This is a genomic window from Amycolatopsis sp. lyj-108 (assembly GCF_046549005.1).
Classification (GTDB): Bacteria; Actinomycetota; Actinomycetes; order Mycobacteriales; family Pseudonocardiaceae; genus Amycolatopsis.
Genome location: NZ_JAJPWQ010000002.1, coordinates 906807 through 924819, shown reverse-complemented (window position 1 = coordinate 924819; position 18013 = coordinate 906807). Strand labels below are relative to the sequence as shown.

Annotated in this window: 21 protein-coding genes; 10 read left to right on the top strand and 11 right to left on the bottom strand. The window is 70.0% G+C overall.

Annotated features, from left to right (window positions below; all coding sequences use genetic code 11):
• The first annotated feature begins 193 nt into the window (after positions 1-193).
• Positions 194-844, top strand: coding sequence for an O-methyltransferase (locus tag ACLJO0_RS10845; protein ID WP_125796589.1), 651 nt, complete (start codon positions 194-196; stop codon positions 842-844).
• Positions 845-857: 13 nt separating this feature from the next.
• Here the strand turns inward: ACLJO0_RS10845 and ACLJO0_RS10840 are convergent, their stop codons facing one another.
• Positions 858-2102 carry an MFS transporter gene (locus tag ACLJO0_RS10840; RefSeq protein ID WP_410578232.1) on the bottom strand — a complete coding sequence of 415 codons (1245 nt, stop codon included), beginning with the start codon at positions 2100-2102 and terminating at the stop codon, positions 858-860.
• Between the two features lie 105 nt (positions 2103-2207).
• Here ACLJO0_RS10840 and ACLJO0_RS10835 point away from each other — a divergent pair, with 105 nt between their 5' ends.
• Together ACLJO0_RS10835 and ACLJO0_RS10830 are read left to right on the top strand one after the other, a co-directional pair.
• Entirely contained in the window at positions 2208-3092 is an 885-nt protein-coding gene (locus ACLJO0_RS10835) for a LysR family transcriptional regulator (protein ID WP_410577954.1), read from the top strand.
• A 69-nt stretch (positions 3093-3161) separates the two neighbouring features.
• Entirely contained in the window at positions 3162-3773 is a 612-nt protein-coding gene (locus ACLJO0_RS10830) for a phosphatase PAP2 family protein (protein ID WP_410577952.1), read from the top strand.
• 7 nt (positions 3774-3780) lie between these two features.
• Here ACLJO0_RS10830 and ACLJO0_RS10825 read toward each other — a convergent pair whose 3' ends face one another.
• A complete protein-coding gene (locus ACLJO0_RS10825; RefSeq protein ID WP_410577950.1) occupies positions 3781-5244 on the bottom strand; it encodes a leucyl aminopeptidase family protein in 1464 nt (487 codons plus the stop codon).
• Positions 5245-5334: 90 nt separating this feature from the next.
• A complete protein-coding gene (locus tag ACLJO0_RS10820; RefSeq protein ID WP_005155393.1) occupies positions 5335-5502 on the bottom strand; it encodes a DUF3117 domain-containing protein in 168 nt (55 codons plus the stop codon).
• A 195-nt stretch (positions 5503-5697) separates the two neighbouring features.
• Between ACLJO0_RS10820 and ACLJO0_RS10815 the strand changes: the two genes are divergently transcribed.
• Together ACLJO0_RS10815 and ACLJO0_RS10810 are read left to right on the top strand one after the other, a co-directional pair.
• Positions 5698-6492: an enoyl-CoA hydratase-related protein gene (locus tag ACLJO0_RS10815; protein WP_125780881.1), complete on the top strand. Its 795-nt coding sequence runs from the start codon at positions 5698-5700 to the stop codon at positions 6490-6492.
• Positions 6493-6601: 109 nt separating this feature from the next.
• Positions 6602-7090: a hypothetical protein gene (locus ACLJO0_RS10810; RefSeq protein ID WP_410577947.1), complete on the top strand. Its 489-nt coding sequence runs from the start codon at positions 6602-6604 to the stop codon at positions 7088-7090.
• Here ACLJO0_RS10810 and ACLJO0_RS10805 read toward each other — a convergent pair.
• From ACLJO0_RS10805 to ACLJO0_RS10775, 7 genes are read right to left on the bottom strand one after another with little or no spacing between them, the layout of a single operon-like run.
• Positions 7087-7656 carry a DNA-3-methyladenine glycosylase I gene (locus ACLJO0_RS10805; RefSeq protein WP_410577945.1) on the bottom strand — a complete coding sequence of 190 codons (570 nt, stop codon included), beginning with the start codon at positions 7654-7656 and terminating at the stop codon, positions 7087-7089. The genes ACLJO0_RS10810 and ACLJO0_RS10805 overlap by 4 nt on opposite strands.
• Positions 7649-8098: an SRPBCC family protein gene (locus tag ACLJO0_RS10800; RefSeq protein WP_125796582.1), complete on the bottom strand. Its 450-nt coding sequence runs from the start codon at positions 8096-8098 to the stop codon at positions 7649-7651. The genes ACLJO0_RS10805 and ACLJO0_RS10800 overlap by 8 nt, the downstream gene beginning before the upstream one ends.
• The gene (locus tag ACLJO0_RS10795; protein ID WP_410577942.1) at positions 8095-8397 is read right to left on the bottom strand and encodes a DivIVA domain-containing protein; all 303 of its coding nucleotides are present in this window, start codon (positions 8395-8397) and stop codon (positions 8095-8097) included. The genes ACLJO0_RS10800 and ACLJO0_RS10795 overlap by 4 nt, the downstream gene beginning before the upstream one ends.
• Positions 8394-9065, bottom strand: coding sequence for a permease prefix domain 1-containing protein (locus ACLJO0_RS10790; protein ID WP_410577941.1), 672 nt, complete (start codon positions 9063-9065; stop codon positions 8394-8396). The genes ACLJO0_RS10795 and ACLJO0_RS10790 overlap by 4 nt, the downstream gene beginning before the upstream one ends.
• Positions 9062-9712 carry a permease prefix domain 1-containing protein gene (locus tag ACLJO0_RS10785; RefSeq protein WP_410577940.1) on the bottom strand — a complete coding sequence of 217 codons (651 nt, stop codon included), beginning with the start codon at positions 9710-9712 and terminating at the stop codon, positions 9062-9064. The genes ACLJO0_RS10790 and ACLJO0_RS10785 overlap by 4 nt, the downstream gene beginning before the upstream one ends.
• Positions 9709-10374: a permease prefix domain 1-containing protein gene (locus ACLJO0_RS10780; protein ID WP_410577938.1), complete on the bottom strand. Its 666-nt coding sequence runs from the start codon at positions 10372-10374 to the stop codon at positions 9709-9711. Before ACLJO0_RS10780 ends, ACLJO0_RS10785 begins: the two co-directional genes overlap by 4 nt.
• Positions 10371-10697 carry a helix-turn-helix transcriptional regulator gene (locus ACLJO0_RS10775; RefSeq protein WP_016331437.1) on the bottom strand — a complete coding sequence of 109 codons (327 nt, stop codon included), beginning with the start codon at positions 10695-10697 and terminating at the stop codon, positions 10371-10373. The genes ACLJO0_RS10780 and ACLJO0_RS10775 overlap by 4 nt, the downstream gene beginning before the upstream one ends.
• Before the next feature lie 140 nt (positions 10698-10837).
• On the opposite strand from ACLJO0_RS10775, the gene ACLJO0_RS10770 reads away from it, so the two are divergent.
• The 4 genes from ACLJO0_RS10770 to cydC are packed head-to-tail and all read left to right on the top strand — an operon-like array spanning position 10838 to position 16131.
• A complete protein-coding gene (locus ACLJO0_RS10770) occupies positions 10838-12016 on the top strand; it encodes a cytochrome ubiquinol oxidase subunit I (RefSeq protein WP_410577936.1) in 1179 nt (392 codons plus the stop codon).
• Between the two features lie 3 nt (positions 12017-12019).
• Entirely contained in the window at positions 12020-13012 is a 993-nt protein-coding gene (locus ACLJO0_RS10765) for a cytochrome d ubiquinol oxidase subunit II (protein WP_410577934.1), read from the top strand.
• A 9-nt stretch (positions 13013-13021) separates the two neighbouring features.
• Positions 13022-14581 carry a thiol reductant ABC exporter subunit CydD gene (gene cydD / locus ACLJO0_RS10760; protein WP_410577932.1) on the top strand — a complete coding sequence of 520 codons (1560 nt, stop codon included), beginning with the start codon at positions 13022-13024 and terminating at the stop codon, positions 14579-14581.
• A complete protein-coding gene (cydC, locus tag ACLJO0_RS10755; protein ID WP_410577930.1) occupies positions 14578-16131 on the top strand; it encodes a thiol reductant ABC exporter subunit CydC in 1554 nt (517 codons plus the stop codon). Before cydD ends, cydC begins: the two co-directional genes overlap by 4 nt.
• On the opposite strand, the gene ACLJO0_RS10750 is transcribed toward cydC, so the two are convergent.
• Positions 16117-17022 carry a glucosyl-3-phosphoglycerate synthase gene (locus tag ACLJO0_RS10750; RefSeq protein ID WP_410577929.1) on the bottom strand — a complete coding sequence of 302 codons (906 nt, stop codon included), beginning with the start codon at positions 17020-17022 and terminating at the stop codon, positions 16117-16119. The genes cydC and ACLJO0_RS10750 overlap by 15 nt on opposite strands.
• A gap of 51 nt (positions 17023-17073) precedes the next feature.
• Between ACLJO0_RS10750 and ACLJO0_RS10745 the strand changes: the two genes are divergently transcribed.
• Positions 17074-17748 carry a lysophospholipid acyltransferase family protein gene (locus ACLJO0_RS10745; RefSeq protein WP_410577927.1) on the top strand — a complete coding sequence of 225 codons (675 nt, stop codon included), beginning with the start codon at positions 17074-17076 and terminating at the stop codon, positions 17746-17748.
• The last annotated feature ends 265 nt before the right edge of the window (positions 17749-18013 follow it).

Here is an 18013-nt window from a genome sequence, read left to right as displayed (position 1 = left end):
AGTAGGCACCTCCATCAGCGTCTTCTCCCAACTACTCCACCCAACGCGGGCGATGAGCACGGTGTTCCCGTTGTCGAGGACCAGTCTGTCCGGCCTGCTTATGTTTCTAGTGAGACTGGACTGAGAGGAGGCTGAGAAGTCGGTACCAGGGAGTCTTCGCTCTTTTGGCGATAGGCAGCGCTAACCTCCGCGTGTGAATTCCGGGACGCATGCGGGGTCGCCTGCCGAGGCCGCCGACGCCGACCTCGTCGACGGGTACGTCCCCGACGACGAGGTTCTGGCCACCGCGCGGGCGCGGTCGGCCGATCTGGGGTGCGGTCCGCTGAGTGCGGGCGCGGGTGCGACTCTGCGTTTTCTCGCCACGACGCTGCGGGCGAAGGCCGTCGTGGAGGTCGGGACCGGGGCCGGGGTGAGCGGGTTGTGCCTGCTCCGCGGCATGGTCGACGACGGGATCCTCACCTCGATCGACATCGAGCCCGAGTACCACCGGGCGGCGAGGGCGGCGTTCCGCGAGGCCGGTTACCCGCCGGGGCGGACCCGGCTGATCCTGGGACGCGCGCTCGAGGTCCTCCCCCGGCTCACCCCCGGCGGCTACGACCTGGTGTTCGTCGATTCGGCGCCGATCGAGTACCCGAGTTGCTACGAGCAGGCCGTCGCGCTGCTCCGGCCCGGCGGGATACTGGCGTTCCACAACGTCTCGGGGACGAGGGTGACGGATCCCTCACGACGCGATCCGGACACCCTGGCGCTGCGCGAGGTCGCACGGGCCTTCCGGGAGGACGAGCGGCTGGTTCCGGCGCTGCTGCCGGTGGGCGGCGGGCTGCTGGTCGCCGCGATCGCGTAGCAAGGGACCTTTGCTATCGCCGGGGGCTGAAGGACGCCTTGCCCGCGTCCGACGCGGCGAAGGGCGCTTTCACCACATGTGATGCGGGGAAAGTCGCCTTCAGCACGGCGACCGCGGCGATGGCCAGCCAGGCGGCGGTGAGCACGATCAGCCAGGTCCAGCCCGCATGGCCGTAGACGGTCGCGCCGACGGCGCCGCCGACGCTGCTGCCCAGGTAGTACGAAAGCGTGTAGAGCCCGCCGACCTGGCCTCGGGCGTTCTCGGGCGCCTCCGCGGCGGCCCAGCCGTTGGCGACGGCGTGCGCGGCGAAGAACGCGCCGGTCAGCACCACGAAACCGGCGACGACCATCGGCAGCGAGTCGGACAGCGTCAGCGCGGCGCCCGCGATCGTGAGCAGCAGGGCGCCGGCGAGCGCCCCGCGACGGCCGAACCGGCCGACGAGTTTGCCCGCGGTCGCCGACGAGACCGAGCCCATCGCGTAGGCGAGGAAGACGAGCGACGCGATCGCGGGCGAGAGGTTCAGCGGCTCGCCGGTCAGGCGGAACCCGGCGGCGTTGTACAGCGCGACGAACGAGCCCATCGCCAGCAGCGCGACCGCGTACTGGACCAGCAGCACCGGCTTCCGGACCGCGGCTCCGAGCCCGGCCAGCACCGCCCGTCCCTGTTCGCACAGCCGCTCTGACCTGCGACGATCCGGCGAAGTGATAGCAAAGGTCCCTTGCTCCCCCGGCGGCAGGGCCAGCACCGTGACCACCGTGCAGACCAGGCCGATGCCCGCGACGACGAGCAGCGCGCCGTGGTAGCCGAACGGCCCGGCGGTGAACCCGGCCGCGAGTCTGCCGATCATGCCGCCGACGGTGTTCCCGGCGATCATCGCGCCGACCGCGGCCGCGAGCCCGGCCTTGCCGAGCCGTTCCGCGAGATAGGCGGCGGCCACTCCGGGGAACCCCGCGATCGCGACTCCCTGCAGCGCCCGGAGCACGAGCAGCGCCGGGTAACTGGGCGCGAGCGGCAGCAGGAAACCGAACACGACGGACGCGACCACCGAAGCGATGATCACCGGCCGCCGTCCCACGACCTCGGAGAGCGCCGCGATCGGCAGTACGGCGAGCGCGAGCGCGCCGGTCGCGACGCTCACCGCGAGCGAAGCGCCACCGGGATCGAGGTGGTACTGCTCGGCCAACTGCGGCAGCACCGGCTGTGGCGCGTAGAGCAGCGCGAACGACGAGATCCCGGCCGCGGCGACGGCGATCGTCACGCGGCGGGTGGTTCCGGTGGCAGGCACGATTCCGAAGCTAAGCCTGGCTAAACGATACGTCTAATACGATCATCTGCGACAATCGATACCGTGCTGAATGAAAGGATGACCGCCCAGCTAGCCCCCCAGCTCGCGTTGCTCACCGCACTGCGCCGCACGACGAACGTCACACGCGCGGCCGAACTGCTCGGTGTCCCGCAGCCCACGGTAAGCCGCCGGATCTCGGCGCTCGGCGAGGCCCTCGGCGCGCCACTGACGGTCCCCGACGGCCGAGGCATCCGGCTCACCCGTGCCGCCGAGTTGCTGGCCGACGCCGCCGAACGAGCACTCGCCGCTGTCGACGCCGGAGTCCGTCAGGCCCGCGAAGAGGTCGACCCCGAATCCGGGCACGTCGTCCTCGGCTTCCTGCACCTGCTCGGCAGGTCGCTGGTTCCCACGCTGCTCCGCGGCTACCGCGCGGACCATCCGGGGGTCCGGTTCACGCTGGTCCAGGGCTCACGTCAGGACATGGTCGACAGGCTGACCAGCGGCGAACTCGACCTCGCGCTGCTCGCGCCCGCCCCCGTGGACGACCCGCTGCTCGACACCGCCGTGCTCGCCGAACAGGAGATCTTCCTCTCCGTTCCGACGTCGCACCGCCTCGCCGACCGGCCCAGCGCCGCCATCGAGGACCTCAAGGACGAGGAATTCGTCCTCCTCGAAACCGGCTACGGCCTCCGCACCATCACCGACGACCTGTGCGCCGCGGCCGGCTTCGCGCCGAAGATCGCTTTCGAGGGACAGGAGTCGGACACCGTCCGCGGGCTGGTCGCGGCCGGGCTCGGGGTGGCGCTGCTCCCCCGGTTCGGACCCGGCAGCCCGGCGGGCGTCTCCGAAGTCCCGCTGGTGCCGCCGGTCGGGCGGACCATCGGGCTGGCTTGGCGTCGCGACGTGGTGCTGCCGCCCGCCGTGCTTCGGTTCCGTGAACGGGTCCGCGCGCAGCGTTGGTGACGATCGTCAGGGTCGGTCGCTGCCGTTCGTCCAGTCCGGCGGGGAAGCATTTTCGCTAACTTCGGGTGAATGTACGACGACATCGTGGAGTTGGCGGGTGAGAGCCCGAGCTGGCTTCAGGCAGCAGGAATCCTGTTCACCGAAGCAGGACTGCTCGCCTTCGCAGCGCTCTTCGCCTGGATGTTGTGGCGGGCGCGCAACTCGCCCGTCCGGATGGCCGTGGCGCTGCTGGCGCCCGCGGCGACCGCGATCGCGTACCTGATCAGCGAAGCGGCGAAGAGCGTGATCCGCGAGGACCGGCCCTGCCGGGGCCTCGTCACCCTCGTCGAATGCCCGCCGACCGGCGACTGGTCCTTCCCGAGCAACCACTCCACGATCGCCGCGGCGGCCGCCGTCGGACTGGCGCTCGCCTGGCGACGGCTCGCGCCGTGGGTGCTCCCGGGCGCCCTGCTGATGGGCTTCTCGCGGGTCTTCGTCGGCGCGCATTACCCGCACGATGTGCTCGCCGGGCTCCTCCTCGGTTCCGTCACGGCGTGGCTCGTGTTCCGGTACCTGAAGGTCCCGGCGACCAGGCTCGCTCGCCGGCTCACCGCGCACGCCGGAGACGCGCCGACCCAGCCCATGCCCACGGTGCGCCCGCGGGGCGATAGCAAAGGTCCCTTGCTACCGCCCCGCAGGTAACCGCAGGTCAGGCGTAGGAGGCGACCAGTTCGACCAGTGTCCGCGCCGCGAAACCGGTGGCCCCGGGGACGACGTCGGCGTAGGTCTTGTCGGCCCGCGCGGGGCCGGCGATGTCGAGATGCGCCCACGGCACGTCGCCGACGAACTCCCGCAGGAACAGCGCCGCCACGATGCCGCCGGGACCGCCGGGCGCCTGCCGGACGTCACCGAGCGAACCCTGCACGGACTCGGCGAGGTCCTCCAGCAGCGGCATCCGCCACCACGCCTCGCCGACCCGCTCGCCCGCCTTCGTGACCCGCTCCGCGAGCGCGTCTTCGGTGGCGAAGACGCCGCCGGTGCGGACGCCGAGCGAAACCTTCATGGCGCCGGTCAGCGTCGCCGCGTCGATCACCGCGTCCGGCTTGTGCTTCTTGATGCCGTAGACGAGCGCGTCGGCCAGGACCATGCGGCCCTCGGCGTCGGTGTTGCCCACCTCGGTGGTCTTGCCGCCGTAGTGCCGGACGATGTCGCCGGGGCGGTACGACGAACCGGACACGTGGTTTTCGGCGGCGGGCACCAGCCCGGTCACCTTGACCGGCAGGCGCAGCGCGGCGATCGCGCGGACCGCGGCGATGATCGCCGCACCGCCGGCCATGTCGGTGCGCATGAGGTGCATGCCGTCGGCCGGTTTGATGGAAAGACCGCCGGTGTCGAAGGTGATGCCCTTGCCGACCAGCAGCAGATGCGTCGTCGCCCCGCGCGGCCGGTACTCGAGCTCGATCAGCCGCGGCGGCGCGGCCGAGCCGCCACCGACGGCGAGAACGCCGCCGAAGCCCTGCTCCGCCAGCCACTTCTCGTCCCTGGCCGTCACGGTCAGGTTCGGGATGCCGCCGGAAACGCGTGCCGCCGTGTCGGCGAGCCAAGCGGGGGTCTTGATGTTCGAGGGCGTGTTCGCCAGGTCGCGCGCGAACGCGGCGGCCGCGGCGAGTTCGCGGACCCGGTCCAACGCGTGCCCGGCGTCTTCGTGCCGTGTGATCAAGCGCACGGTCCGCAGGCTCGGCTTCGACTCGTCGGCCGTCACGGTGAACCGGTAACCGCCGAGCAGCAGGCCGAACGCGAGTTCCTCGATGTGCTCGGCGCCCGCGTCCTCGGGCAGTTCGACGGCGAAGGCGCGGAAGGCCTTCTGGCCCGCCTTGACGTCGTCATCCAGCGCCGACGTGACGGCACGGACCAGCGCGGCACCGGCTTTGCGGTACTGCCGCGGCTCACCGTCGCCGACACCCGCCAACCAGCGGACGCCGCCGGTCGGCACGGTCTGCACGTCACCGGCCTTGCCGGTAGGCCGCACGCCGCCGATCTCCGCGAGTCCGGCGTCACCGTCCTCTTCGGACGGTGCGGCGATCAGCGTGGCCAGCGGCGTACCGCGCCGTAGGTCATCCGAGACCTCGAGTTCGAGCAGCTTCCCCGGAACGGGGGGTAGCGGGTTACGCACAGTGAGCGACCTCCGGGCGCAGATGAACCGCGACCCCGGCCTCCGAAGGGAGACCGGGGTGCGGGTGGTTGAACGTTGGTGCGGTCCGGCTCAGCCGGTGACCTCCTGCAGGGCCGCGCCGAGATCCTTCGCTTCTTCCGCGGAGAGTTCGACGACGAGGCGCCCACCACCTTCGAGTGGTACGCGCATCACGAGGCCCCGCCCCTCCTTAGTCACTTCGAGGGGACCATCTCCGGTCCGGGGCTTCATGGCCGCCATAGCGTGCTCCCTCCGTCTCAACCGGCGCGCCCGGGTCGCGCTCGTCAAAGCCAGCCGGGTCTACTGTCCATTGTCCCTCATCAGCGGCCGAGCGCGAACGCGGACCGATCTTTTGCCGCCGTATCGGTGCTGGTATGCGCCTCGCGAGGCTGAAAGACTCCTCTCAGACCGCAGTTTCGCCGACTAGGAGATCCCGTGACCACATCCGACGTTCTGCTGACCGCCGACGCCGATGGCGTGCGCACCTTCACGCTGAACCGGCCGCAGGCGTACAACTCGCTGACCGTCGAACTCAAGGAACTGCTGCTGGCGGGCCTGACCGAGGCCGCTGCCGACGACAGTGTCCGCGCGGTCGTGCTGACCGGTTCGGGCAAGGCGTTCTGCGCCGGGCAGGACCTGAAGGAGCACGTCGGCCTGCTGCAGGCGGGTGACCCGGCGCCACTACACACGGTCAAGGAGCACTACAACCCGATCGTCAAGACCATCGTCGGGATGCCGAAGCCGGTCATCGCCGCGGTGAACGGCCCCGCCGCCGGTGCGGGCGCGGCCTTCGCCTACGCGAGCGACCTCCGGATCGCCGCGACGTCGGCGAACTTCCTGATGGCGTTCGCGAACGTCGGCCTCGGCCCGGACTCGGGCGCGTCGTGGACGCTGCAGCGGCTGATCGGTCTCGGCCGCGCGGCCGAGCTGATGCTGCTGGCGCGCACGGTCGACTCCGCCGAGGCGCTGACGCTGGGCCTGGTCGGCGAAGTCGTCCCGGACGAGGAACTGGCTGCCCGCGCGCAGAAGGTCGCCGCGAAGCTCGCGGCCGGTCCGACGGTCGCGTACGCGAAGATCAAGAACGTCCTGTCCGTCGCCGCGGAGTCGTCCCTCGAAACCGCGCTGGCGGCCGAGGACGAGGCTCAGACCGCGCTCGGCGCGACGGCCGACCACACCGAGGCCGTCGAGGCGTTCGTCGGCAAGCGCAAGCCGGACTTCCAGGGCAAGTAACCCCTCGCGGCGTGCTATGAAAGGTCCTTTCCTTGCAAATTTTGCAAGGAAAGGACCTTTCATAGCGCACCCGGGACCGGTACCGGACCGCCGCGACTAGCGTCCGGGAGTGATCCCGATCCCGCCCCACCTCAAGGCGACAGCCGCCGAGCGCGACCTCGGTGACTGCGTCCGCCGCTACCGCCGCAGGCCGGGCGCCATCGGGACCTTCTTCGCCTTCGCGCCACTAGCGGGCGCTCTCGCGCTCGGGATCCGCGAAGGCGACACGACCGGAGCGCTGGCCATAGTGCTGTTCGTGTGGACGCCGCTCTTCCTCTGGTGGTGCGTCTCCACACGGAGGCGCCTCGACGGAGGTCTCTACGTCTTCGACGGCGGTTTCGCGGAGGTCTACGGACGCAAGGTCCGGCAGGCGATCGCGTGGGCCGAAGTCCGCTCAGTGCGTTACCAGGGCACCGAGTTTCGGTTCAGCTACGTCGTCCCTTTCGCGTACGTCGCGAGATGCACCATCGAGCTGCGTGACGGTGGCGTGATCGAGTTCGACGGCACCTACCGAACGCTCGAACGGCTGGCCGAGGACCTGCACGCCCGCGCGATCTAAGCGGCCCGGAAGCAGTCCTTCACGTGGTCGTCGACCATCCCCGTCGCCTGCATCAGCGCGTAACAGGTCGTCGGCCCCAGGAACACGAAGCCGCGCTTCTTGAGTTCCTTCGCCATCGCCTTCGACTCGTCGGTGATCGCCGGGACGTCCTTCATCCGCCGCGGCCGGACATGCGTGCCGGGCGCGAACGACCACAGGAGGTCGTCCAGCGAACCGTCGAGTTCCTCGATCGCCCTGGCGTTGTTGATCGCCGCCAGGATCTTGGCCCGGTTCCGCACGATCGAAGCGTCTTCCATGAGACGGGCGACGTCGTCGTCGGTGAAGGCTGCGACCTTCTTCGGCTTGAACTTCTTGAACGCCTTCCGGAACGACTCCCGCTTCCGCAGGATCGTGATCCAGGAAAGCCCGGACTGGAACGACTCCAGGCACAGGCGCTCGTAGAGCTCCTCGTCGCCGTGGAGCGGGACGCCCCATTCGGTGTCGTGGTATTCGACGTAATCCGGGGCCGAATTGCCCCACGAGCACCGCTTGATCCCGTCCGCGCCCAGCAGACCCGCCTCAGCCAACCCGGTACCCCTCCGCGTATTTCACGAATTTCTGCAGGCACAGCCGCAGTCCCAGTTCGAAACCCGGTTTCGCGACCGGCCAGCCGAGCCGTCCGACGACGCCGAACGGCGGCCGCAGATGCTCCGCCCAGACGAACGTCGACGAATGCGGCCCCTTCTCGATCACCTGGAAGACCCCGGTGCCCTGCACGATCTTGCCGAGGTGCCGCACGACGCAGCGCAGCGGCGGCTCCCAGCTGGTGATCTCCATGGTGTCGGTGAACCCGATGCCGGCGACGCCGGTGAAGGCCGACAACTTCGAACCCACACTGCGCCCGTTGCCCTCGACGACCTTGACCTCGGTGCCGAGCATCCATTCGCCCTGGCGTTCCCAGTCGGTCAGCGCGAGCCAAGCCGTCCCGGCCGGTACCGCGACGTCGACGGAGACGACGACATCCGTCACCTCGCGCCCTCGCGCTCGGCCTGCAGTTCGGCCACTTTGGCCCGGAGTTCCTCGATCTCGACGCCGAGCCGCCGCATCACCCAGTCCACTTCGGACATCTTGTAGCCGCGCAGCACCATCTGGTAGCGGACGGCGTGGATGTCCTCGGCGGTGATGTCCTCGGCGGGCAGCCTGGTCGGCGAGCTGCCGGGCGGCAGCGGGGCCAGCTCCTCACCCCGGCCGAACACCACGGCGGCCAGCAGAAACACCACGGCGGCCACCAGCAGCATGACTACGAGATAGATCAGGGCGGTCGTCACGCCACGATCGTGGCACACGAACGCCAGGATCGTCGCGCCAGCAACGCGAGTCGCACGCTGACCACCACCCAGAGGATCATCAGCAGCCCGCACGGCACGGACAGGAACAGCCTCGACGCGTCGATGAACCCGGTGGCGATCACCAGCAGCGCCACCGAAAGCAGGTTCAGCCCGACTGCCTCGCCGATCAGCACGCCGGCGGTCTTGACCAGCCGGGTGCCGTCCATCCGCCGGGAGAGCCAGCGCATGGAGACGAGGGCGATCACCCCCAGCACCGGCACGATGAAGACCGAACCGTGGGTGAACTGGGCGATGTACTTGTACCAACCCGGCGTCGGCGCGAGCTGCGACCAGTCGCCGAAGGTCCATTTCCGGGCGAGCTCCCAGGCGAGCTGCATCAGCGGCACGCCGAGGATCAGTTTCCAGAGGGTGCGCGTGCCGCTGTGCATGCCCAGTTCGGCCTGGTAGTCCCGCGCGATGAGGTGCACCGGGCCGAAGTCGGCGACGGCGCGCCGCTGCGCCTCGTGCTCGCCCCAGCCGCCGTCGCGGTACGCGTCCGCCGCGTCGTTGAGCCCGTCCCGTGCCTCGCGCAGCAGATCCCGCTTCGCCGACACGGGGCCGTCCAGCCGCGCGCGCAACTCCCCGAGATAGGCCTCGATCACCGTCATGCCGTGGTTCTCCAACTCCGCGCGGCGACCGCCAGCCGCATGCTGAACAGGATCCAGGTTCCGGACAGGACCGCGCACGGCACGCTGACGAGCATGCGGGCGGGCTCCATCAGTCCGGTCGCGCCGCCGTACGTCGCGACCGCGACCAGGTTCAACGCCACGGCCGCGGCCAGCGTCCACGAGACCGCGCGTGCGACCGGCGGACCTTCCCTCCGCCGCGAGAGCAGCCGTGCCGCGAGCAGCCCGGCGACCGCGACGGCCGGGGACAGCGCCGCCAGCGTGTCGGCCACGCCGATCGCGCGGTGGTACCAGGAAGGCGTGGCACCGAGCCGCGACCAGTCGGCGAAGGCCCGCGCCAGATCCCAGCCGAGGATCAGGAGCGGGACACCGGCGATCAGCTCCCACAGCACGCGGATGTCGCGCCGCAGCCCCAGTTCCGTTTGGTAGTCACGCGCGATCAGGCCGGCCGGACCGAAGTCGGCGACGGCACGGCGTTCGGCTTCCGCCTCGTCGACACCACCCGCGCGGTAGGCGTCGGCCGCGTCGACCAGGCCGTCCCTCGCCTCGGTGAGCAGGTCGGCCTTCGCCGCCGACGGCCCGCGCAGGCGGGCGTCGAGATCGCCGATGTAGGCCTCGATCGCGTTCATGCGGCGAGCGCGTGCCGAGACCGGCAGGCGGGCGCGAGCAACCAGAGACTGAACGCCGCCCAGCCCGCCGCCAGCACGTTGCACGCCAGGCTCACGTTCATCCTGGACGGATCGAGGGCCGCGGTGCCCACGGTGAGCAGCAGCAGAGCCAGCAGGTTCGTGCTCGCCGCGGCCCCCACCGTCCACCGCGTCACCTTCCCCAGCCTGACGCTGTCGAGCCTGCGCCCCAGCCGCCGGGCACCGAACAGCGCGACCACTCCGATCAAAGGCGGAACGATGACCAGGACACCGAAGAGTTCGATGACGGACATGTACCACTCCGGGTTCGACTTCCCGCTCCGGCTCCAGTCGCCGTAGGTCCAGATCCGCGCCAGCTCCCAGCTCACATGGATCAGCGGGATACCGACGATGACCTTCCACAGCGTGCCGATGTCGCCGCGCAACGCCAGCTCGGCCTGATAGTCGCGCGCGATCACGGCGACCGGGCCGAAGTCGGCGACGGCACGACGTTCGGCTTCCGCTTCGCCGATGCCACCCTCGCGATACGCCTCGGCCGCGTCGACCAGACCGTCCCTCGCCTCGGTGAGCAGATCGGTCTTCGCCCTCGCCGACCCGGTCAACCGCCTGTCCAGGTCGCCGATGTAGCCGTCGATCGCGCTCATGCCGTGCTCCCCCCGAGGACACCACCGATCACGGTGGTGAACTCCTGCCACTCCGCTCGTTCCGCCGCCAAGGCCTTCTGCCCGGAGCGGGTGAGCTTGTACGTACGACGTTTGCGGCCGGATACGACGTCCCATTCGCTGGCGAGGTACCCGGCGCGCTCCAACCGGCGAAGCGCCGGGTAGACGGTGCCCGTCGGCAGGTCGAGCGCACCGTCACTACGGAGCTGGAGCGCCTCGATGATGGCGTACCCGTGCAGCTTCCGGCCGTCGAGGACGGCGAGGAGCAACGCGTCGAGGTGCCCGCGCAGGCTGTCGGCCTTCATAGATAGACAGTCTACACATCGCCGCATATCAGGGTAGCGGGGACTTTCCCGGACCGGCCTCAGGGAATGTCCCCGAGATCACCCCGATTTCATAGATTTAGTGGCTACATGTAGCCAGCCTACGTATACAGTCCTTCGACATGGACGCACTCCCGATCGCGAGACTCCAGTTCGCGACGACGACCTCGTTCCACTTCCTGTTCGTGCTGCTCACACTGGGGCTCGTGACACTCGTCGCGGTGATGCAGACACGCTCCGCGTTCGGCGGCAAGCCGGAACTCACGCGGATGACTCGCTTCTGGGGCAAGCTTTACGTGATCAATTACGCGCTGGGAATCGTCACCGGAATCGTGATGGAATTCCAGTTCGGACTCACCTGGACCGGCCTGTCCGCGGTCGCGGGCGACGTCTTCGGCGCCCCACTGGCCATCGAGACGCTGGTGGCGTTCTTCGCCGAATCGACCTTCCTCGGGCTGTGGATCTTCGGCTGGGGGCGGCTGAACAAATGGGTCCACCTGACGCTGATCTGGCTGGTCACGCTGACCGCGTACGCCTCGGCGCTGTTCATCATGGTGGCCAACTCGTTCCTGCAGAACCCGGTCGGCACGCACAACGAAAACGGCGTGCTGAAACTCGACGACTTCGGCGCGCTGTTCACCAACCCGGCACTCGTGTCCTCGCTGCCGCACGTGCTGAGCGCGGCGCTCATGACCGGCGGCTTCTTCGTGGTCGGCGTCAGCGCGTACCACTTCATCAAGCGCACCACGGAGATCGAGTTCTTCCGGCGCTCGATGCGGATCGGCGTGCTCACCTCGCTCATCGGCAGCACGCTGGTGATCGGCTTCGGCTTCGCCCAGTTCGGCCCGCTCGGGGAGTACCACCCCGACAAGCTGAATGGAGTGGATCCCCTCGTCGGCGCCTCGCTGGGCTTCATGATCCAGATCGGGTTCATCGCCTTCCTCGCCTCGATCCTCGGCACGCTGCTGCTGTTCCGGAACTGGATCACCAAGGTGCGGCCGCTGCTGTACGTGATGGTGCTGGCCATCCCACTGCCGTTCGTCGCGGCGATCCTCGGCTGGCTGGTGCGGGAGATCGGCCGTCAGCCGTGGCTGATCCGCGGGCAGCTGACCACCGCCGACGCCGTCGCGTCGATCCCGGCGGGCCAGATCCTGTTCTCCTTCATCGCTTTCACGCTGTTGTTCCTGGTGCTGGCGATCGCCGACTGGGTGCTGATGTCGCGGGTCGCGAAACGCGGCCCGGAACCCGTCGAAGAGGCGGCCATGCCTCGCACCGAACTTCCCGTCCTGAGCGGAGTCTGACCGATGGTGATCCTCTGGTGGTGTGTGCTCGGTTTCCTGACCGCGGGCTATTTCGCGCTGGCGGGCTACGACTACGGCGTCGGGATGCTGCTCGGCAGGATCGGCCGTGACGAGGCCGGGCGACGGCGCGTGCTCGGCGCTTTCGGCCCGTTCTTCCTGGCCAACGAAGTCTGGCTGGTGGCCGCGGTCGGCGTCCTGTTCGGTGCTTTCCCGCATCTGGAAGGAAAAGTGTTCTCCGGGGCGTATCTCCCGGTCGTCACCCTGCTGCTCGGCCTTGTCACGTTCACCGCGGCGGTGCAGTTGCGCAGCAGGCGGCCGGACGCCGGCCGCGGTGCCTGGACGCTGGCGATCACCGTCGGCGCGTGGGTGACGGCGGTGTCGTGGGGTGTGTTCCTCGGCAACCTCGTCCTCGGGCTCCCGCTCGACGCGGCCGGGAAACCGACCGGCGGTGTCCTGGCCTCGTTCGATCCGTACGCGCTGCTGTGGGGTGCCGGGTTCGTCGCGCTGTTCGCCTTGCAGGGGGCGGCTTTCCTCGCCGTGCGGGCACCCGCGGAGTTCACCGCCCGCGCGAACCGGATCGCCAAGGCGCTGCTCGCGCCGTCGCTCGCGTTCCTGGTCGTGGCGGTCGGCTGGGGCGCCTTCGAGACCACCGCGTCGTGGACCGTGCTGCCCGCGATCGTGCTGGCCTTCGGCGCCTTGGGTGTCGCGTATGCGGCTTTGCGCGCTGGGCGGCACAAGACGGCGCTGGTCGCCACGATGACCCTGTCCGCGTCGCCGGTGCTGGCCGTCGGAACCCTGCGCCTGCCGGACGCCCTGGTGTCCTCTGTGGACGGCGGATTCTCGCTGACCCTGACGGAAGCGGCCAGCAGCACCGAGATGCTCGGCCTGCTCACCGTCGTCCTGCCTCCCGCGCTGCTGGCGATCGCCGCCGTGCAGTGGGTGACCTGGCGCCGGAACGACGACCGCGTCGACCAGCGTTCACTGCTGCACTTCTAGGAGCCCCAGATGCCTCCCCTTCCCGGATTGCGACGCCATTTCGGCGTACTGGCCGTCCTCGGCACGCTGACCGCCGCGGCGATCCTCGTCCAGGCGGACGGCCTCGCGACGCTGCTCACCGGCGGCGGTGTGACCTGGACGCTCGTGGCCGCCATCGCGGTGCGGGCGCTGCTCGCGGGCGTACAGGGCTCCTTCGGCGGCCGGTTCGCGGCGACGGTCAAGGCCGGGCTGCGCAAACGGCTTCTCGGTGCGGAGGCGGAGAACCCCGGCGAGGTCGCGACACTGGTGACCAAGGGAATCGATGCGAGCGACGCCTACCTGACCGGCTATCTGCCGACGGTGGTGCTGTCGGCGATCGTGCCGGTCGCGGTGCTCGTCCGGCTGTTCGCCGCGGACCTTTCGTCGGCGCTGATCATCCTCGCGACACTGCCGCTGATCCCGGTGTTCGCGATCCTGGTCGGACAGCACACAAAGGCGAAGACCGCCAAGCAGTGGTCGCTGCTCTCCAAGCTGGGCGGGCATTTCCTCGACGTCGTGCGCGGACTCGGCACACTCAAGGTGTTCGGCCGCGCCGAGGCGCAGGCGAAGACGGTGCGGGCCATGGCCGACGCGCATACCGACGCGACGATGCGCACGTTGCGCGTCGCGTTCCTGTCCGCGCTGGTACTGGAACTGGTGGCGACGCTTTCGGTGGCGCTGGTCGCGGTGCCGATCGGCTTCCGGCTGCTGGAAGGCGGCATGGTCGTGCACACCGCGGTGCTGGTGCTGCTGCTCGCCCCGGAGGCGTACCTGCCGCTGCGCGCGGCCGGGGCGAAGTTCCACGCCAGCGCGGAAGGGCTCGCCACGCTGCGGGAAGCGCTGTCCGTCCCCACGGAGGACGTCGCCGGCGGTTCGCGGGTGGCCGGCCGCGGTGCGCCGCGGATCGTGCTGGACAAGGTGAGCGTCGCGTACGGGGGCGAGACCGTTCTGTCCGAAGTGGACATCACGATCGAGCCGGGTGAGCACGTCGCGCTCGTCGGGCCCAGTGGTTCCGGGAAGAGCACGCTGCTGGCGGTTTTGCTGGGTTTCGTCACGCCGACTTCCGGCAGGGTCCTCGTCGACGGCGTCGACCTGCGCGATCTCGACCCGGCGCGGTGGCGGGCCGGGACGGCGTGGGTGCCGCAGCGGCCGACGTTGTTCACCGGGACCGTCGAGGAGAACATCGCCATGGGCCAGGTGCCGGACGTCCAGGCGGCGGCTCGCGCGGCGGCGTTCGACGAGGTCGTACGCGGCCTGCCCGACGGCTATCGGACGCGGATCGGCGAGCTCGGCGCGCCGCTTTCGGCCGGGCAGCGGCAACGGCTCGGCCTCGCCAGGGCGCTGGCCCGCACGGAGGCAAGGCTCGCGCTGCTCGACGAACCGACCGCCAGGCTCGACGCGGAAACCGAGGCGGCCGCGCTCGGCGCGACCCGCGAACTGCTCACCGGCCGGACCGCGGTGCTCGTGGCCCACCGGCCCGCGATGGCCGCGCTGGCCACCCGCGTCCTCGAAGTCCACGAAGGCGCCGTAAGAGAACGGGAACTGGTGTGAACGTCTGGGGTGTGTCCACAAAGGACGTCCTGCGGCTGGTCCGTGCCGGGCTGATCGGGGCCGGGGCGGAACTCGCCGGACTGGCGTTGATGGCGACCGCCGCGTGGTTGCTGCTGAAGGCGGCCGAACAGCCGCCGCTGGCGTCGCTCACGGTGGCGATCGTCGCCGTCCGGACGCTGGCGTTGCTGCGCGGCGGATTGCGGTACGCGGAACGGCTGGCCGGGCACGAGGTCGTCCTGCGTTATCTCGGCGCCCTGCGGACCCGCGTGTACACGTCGTTGCTGCCGCACCGGGTCTCCCGGCATTCCGGTGGTGATCTCGTCACGCGGCTCGTGTCCGATGTGGACGCCGTGCAGGACGCGATCCTGCGCTGCCTGCTTCCCGCCGGCGTCGCCGCGTTCGTGGGCTCGGTGTCGACCGCGATCGCGCTGATCGTCAGCCCGGTGGCCGGGCTCGTCCTGGCGCTCGGACTCGCCGTGGCGGGGATCGGATTGCCGTGGCTGTGCGTGCGGATCACCCGCGCGGCGGCGGAGAAGAGCGCCCCGGCGCGCGCCGACCTCGCCGAACGGTCGGTCGAGCTGATCACCGGGCGACGTGAGCTGATCGCCTACGGCGTGCATGAGTCCACTGTGGACGCCGCGCACACCGCTGTCGACTCCCTCGCTTCGAGGGACCGGGCGACGGCCAACCGCACGAGCCTGCTGACCGCGGGCGGAATCCTCGTCCAGCTGCTGACCTGCGTCACGATCGCACTGACCGCCGGGGTTTCACGGCCGCAGACGGCGGCTCTGGCCTTGGGCGCGCTGGCCGTGTTCGAGCTGGTCCTCCCGCTGACCGCGGCCGCCCAGCGCTGGGTCGAGGTCCGCGCGTCGGCCGGGCGGGTGCGCGCACTGCTGACCGAACCGCCGCCAGCACGCGGGAGCGCGGTGCCTGAGCCGGGGCACCTGCGGCTCGAAGGGGTCGGCGTTCGTTTCGAGGGCAGGGCCCCGGCGCTGGACGGCGTCGACCTCGACCTGCCGCCGGGCAAACGCGTCGGCATCGTCGGGCCGAGCGGGGCCGGGAAGACGACGTTGCTGAACGTGCTGCTGGGTTCCGTGGCGCCGACGTCCGGCCGTGCCATTTTGAACGGACGGGCGCTCGACGAGTACGACCCGGCGCTGCTGCCCACGGTGGTCTCCGGCGCGCTCGCGGACGCGCACGTCTTCCACACGACGGTCCGGGAAAACCTGCTGCTCGCGAAGCCCGGCGCTCCTGACTCGGAGCTGCGCTCGGCGTGCGCGACGGCGGGTTTCGATCTGCCGCTGGACCGCGAAGTCGGCTCAGACGGCGACGCGCTGTCAGGTGGGCAGCGTCAGCGGCTCGTGCTCGCGCGGGCGGTGCTGGCCGCGCCGCCGGTGCTCGTGCTGGACGAGCCTGTCGAGGGGCTGGACCCGGAGCACGGCGATGCCGTCCTGGCGAACGTGCTCGCGGCCGCACGCGGGACCGTCGTCCTCGTGACGCATCGTGAGTCGCAGGTGGCCGGGTTCGACGAGGTGCTACGACTCGGTTAAACCGCGTACGTCCCGCATCGGCGGTCGATCACTCACCGACACCTCGGCCACCTCCGGCAGCCATTCGTCACCTAGTTGCGCGAACTGGGTGAGCTGGGCCGGATCGTCGGACTTGATGCCGCAGCGCGCGAGCGCCGTCCCGAGGATCTGGCGCGCCATCACACCCAGCTGAAGCAGCGAACGGTTGCGGTGCTTGCGTACGCCGAGGTTGACCTGCGCGAGCCCTTCAAGGCCGTAGCGCGCTTCGGCGTCGAGGATGAGCCCGATCTCGACGCCGTACCCGGCCGCGAAGGGCACTGACTCGAGGAACTCCCGCGTCGCGGCGTACTCGCCACCCAAGGGCTGGATGAGTCCCGAGAGCGACGGGCGCAGCGCTGAGAGGACCGGCCGCGCCAGCAGTTCGGTGACCCGGCCGCCGCCGCTGCTCTCCAGCCGCAGCGGCCGCCGGTAGAACCCCTTGACCAGGTGGACGCCGTCCTCGCAGAGCAGCGGCCCGAGCAACGTGGGCACGAAAGCCGGATCCGGGTCGACGAGGTCGGAGTCGAGGAACACGACGACGTCACCGGTCGTCGCGGCCAGCGACCGCCACAGCACCTCACCCTTGCCCGGCACCGCCGGCAGCTCGGGGAGCACGTCCTCGCGGTGCACCACCCGCGCGCCGGCGCGCTCGGCGAGCTCGGCGGTGGCGTCGGTGGACCCGGAGTCCATCACCACCAGCTCGTCGACGACAGTGCCCAGCAAGGGCCGGACCGTACCGACGACTTCGGCGACGGTGTCCTCTTCGTCGAGCGCCGGTAGCACGACCGAAACCGTCCGGTCACCCTTCGCAGCGACGATGTCGTCGAGCGTCCAATCGGGGTTCTGCCACGTGCGCCGCTCGAACCAACTCATGAGTAGTGATCGTGCCATGCTGGAGTCCGACACCCTGTCGATGGAGGAACCTTGCTACCGCTACTCGTCCGATTCGTGCTGGGCCCGCTGGTCAGGGCGCTGTACCGCCCCGAGATCCGCGGCGTGGAGAACATTCCCGCCACCGGGCCGGTGCTGCTGGCACCCAACCACCGGGCGGCACTGGACACCGGCGTGATCACTTTCACGGCGATGCGGCAGGTCAAGTTCCTCGGCAAGGCGGAGTACTTCACCGGCCGCGGGCTCAGGGGCAAACTGATGGCCGGTTTCCTGGGCGGCCTCGGCTACGTCCCGGTCGAACGCGGCAACGCACAGGCCGGTCTCGCCGCGCTCGAAGCGGCACGGAAGGTGCTCGACGCGGGCGGCGCTTTCGCGATCTACCCCGAGGGCACCCGCTCGCTGGACGGACGGCTGCACCGTGGCCACACCGGCGTCGCCGCACTGGCGCTGGCGACCGGCGCGAAGGTCGTGCCCGTCGCCCTTTCCGGCACCGAAGACCTGCAACCCGCCGGGAAGCGCATCCCGCGGCGGGCGAAGATCACCGTCACCTATGGCTCGCCCCTGGACTTCTCGCGGTACGAAGGGCAGGACTCGTCGCCGGCGATCCGGCGCTCGGTGACCGACGAGATCATGTACGCGATCCTGGAGCTTTCGGGGCAGGAGTACGTCGACTCATACCACAAACGGCCTGATCAGAGCGCTGCCTGACGGTTGGGGCGGGGTGGGGCGATAGCAAAGGTCCCTTGCTCCCCGCTGCCCGCGCTCCCTGCCTCGCCGCTGCAAGGAAAGGCTCTTTCCTTGCAAATTTTGCAAGGAAAGAGCCTTTCATTGCACGCGCTAGTGGGACTACAGGGACCTTTGGTGCATTTCGGGCGCGACTAACGGGGTGACGTGCCGTGAGGGCCTCCTTCCCTACCCTCAAGGTAGGGAAGGAGGCCTTCACGGACTCTGGGTCCCTCAAGGGGCCCTTCAC

What these genes read in the sequence shown, in the direction of transcription:
- ACLJO0_RS10835 (WP_410577954.1), top strand. Translation starts at nt 2,208, where the DNA reads ATGACCGCCCAGCTAGCCCCCCAGCTCGCGTTGCTCACCGCACTGCGC.
- ACLJO0_RS10830 (WP_410577952.1), top strand. Translation starts at nt 3,162, where the DNA reads ATGTACGACGACATCGTGGAGTTGGCGGGTGAGAGCCCGAGCTGGCTT.
- ACLJO0_RS10820 (WP_005155393.1), bottom strand. Translation starts at nt 5,502, where the DNA reads ATGGCGGCCATGAAGCCCCGGACCGGAGATGGTCCCCTCGAAGTGACT.
- ACLJO0_RS10790 (WP_410577941.1), bottom strand. Translation starts at nt 9,065, where the DNA reads ATGACGGTGATCGAGGCCTATCTCGGGGAGTTGCGCGCGCGGCTGGAC.
- ACLJO0_RS10785 (WP_410577940.1), bottom strand. Translation starts at nt 9,712, where the DNA reads ATGAACGCGATCGAGGCCTACATCGGCGATCTCGACGCCCGCCTGCGC.
- ACLJO0_RS10780 (WP_410577938.1), bottom strand. Translation starts at nt 10,374, where the DNA reads ATGAGCGCGATCGACGGCTACATCGGCGACCTGGACAGGCGGTTGACC.
- ACLJO0_RS10775 (WP_016331437.1), bottom strand. Translation starts at nt 10,697, where the DNA reads ATGAAGGCCGACAGCCTGCGCGGGCACCTCGACGCGTTGCTCCTCGCC.
- ACLJO0_RS10770 (WP_410577936.1), top strand. Translation starts at nt 10,838, where the DNA reads ATGGACGCACTCCCGATCGCGAGACTCCAGTTCGCGACGACGACCTCG.
- ACLJO0_RS10765 (WP_410577934.1), top strand. Translation starts at nt 12,020, where the DNA reads ATGGTGATCCTCTGGTGGTGTGTGCTCGGTTTCCTGACCGCGGGCTAT.
- cydD (WP_410577932.1), top strand. Translation starts at nt 13,022, where the DNA reads ATGCCTCCCCTTCCCGGATTGCGACGCCATTTCGGCGTACTGGCCGTC.
- ACLJO0_RS10750 (WP_410577929.1), bottom strand. Translation starts at nt 17,022, where the DNA reads ATGAGTTGGTTCGAGCGGCGCACGTGGCAGAACCCCGATTGGACGCTC.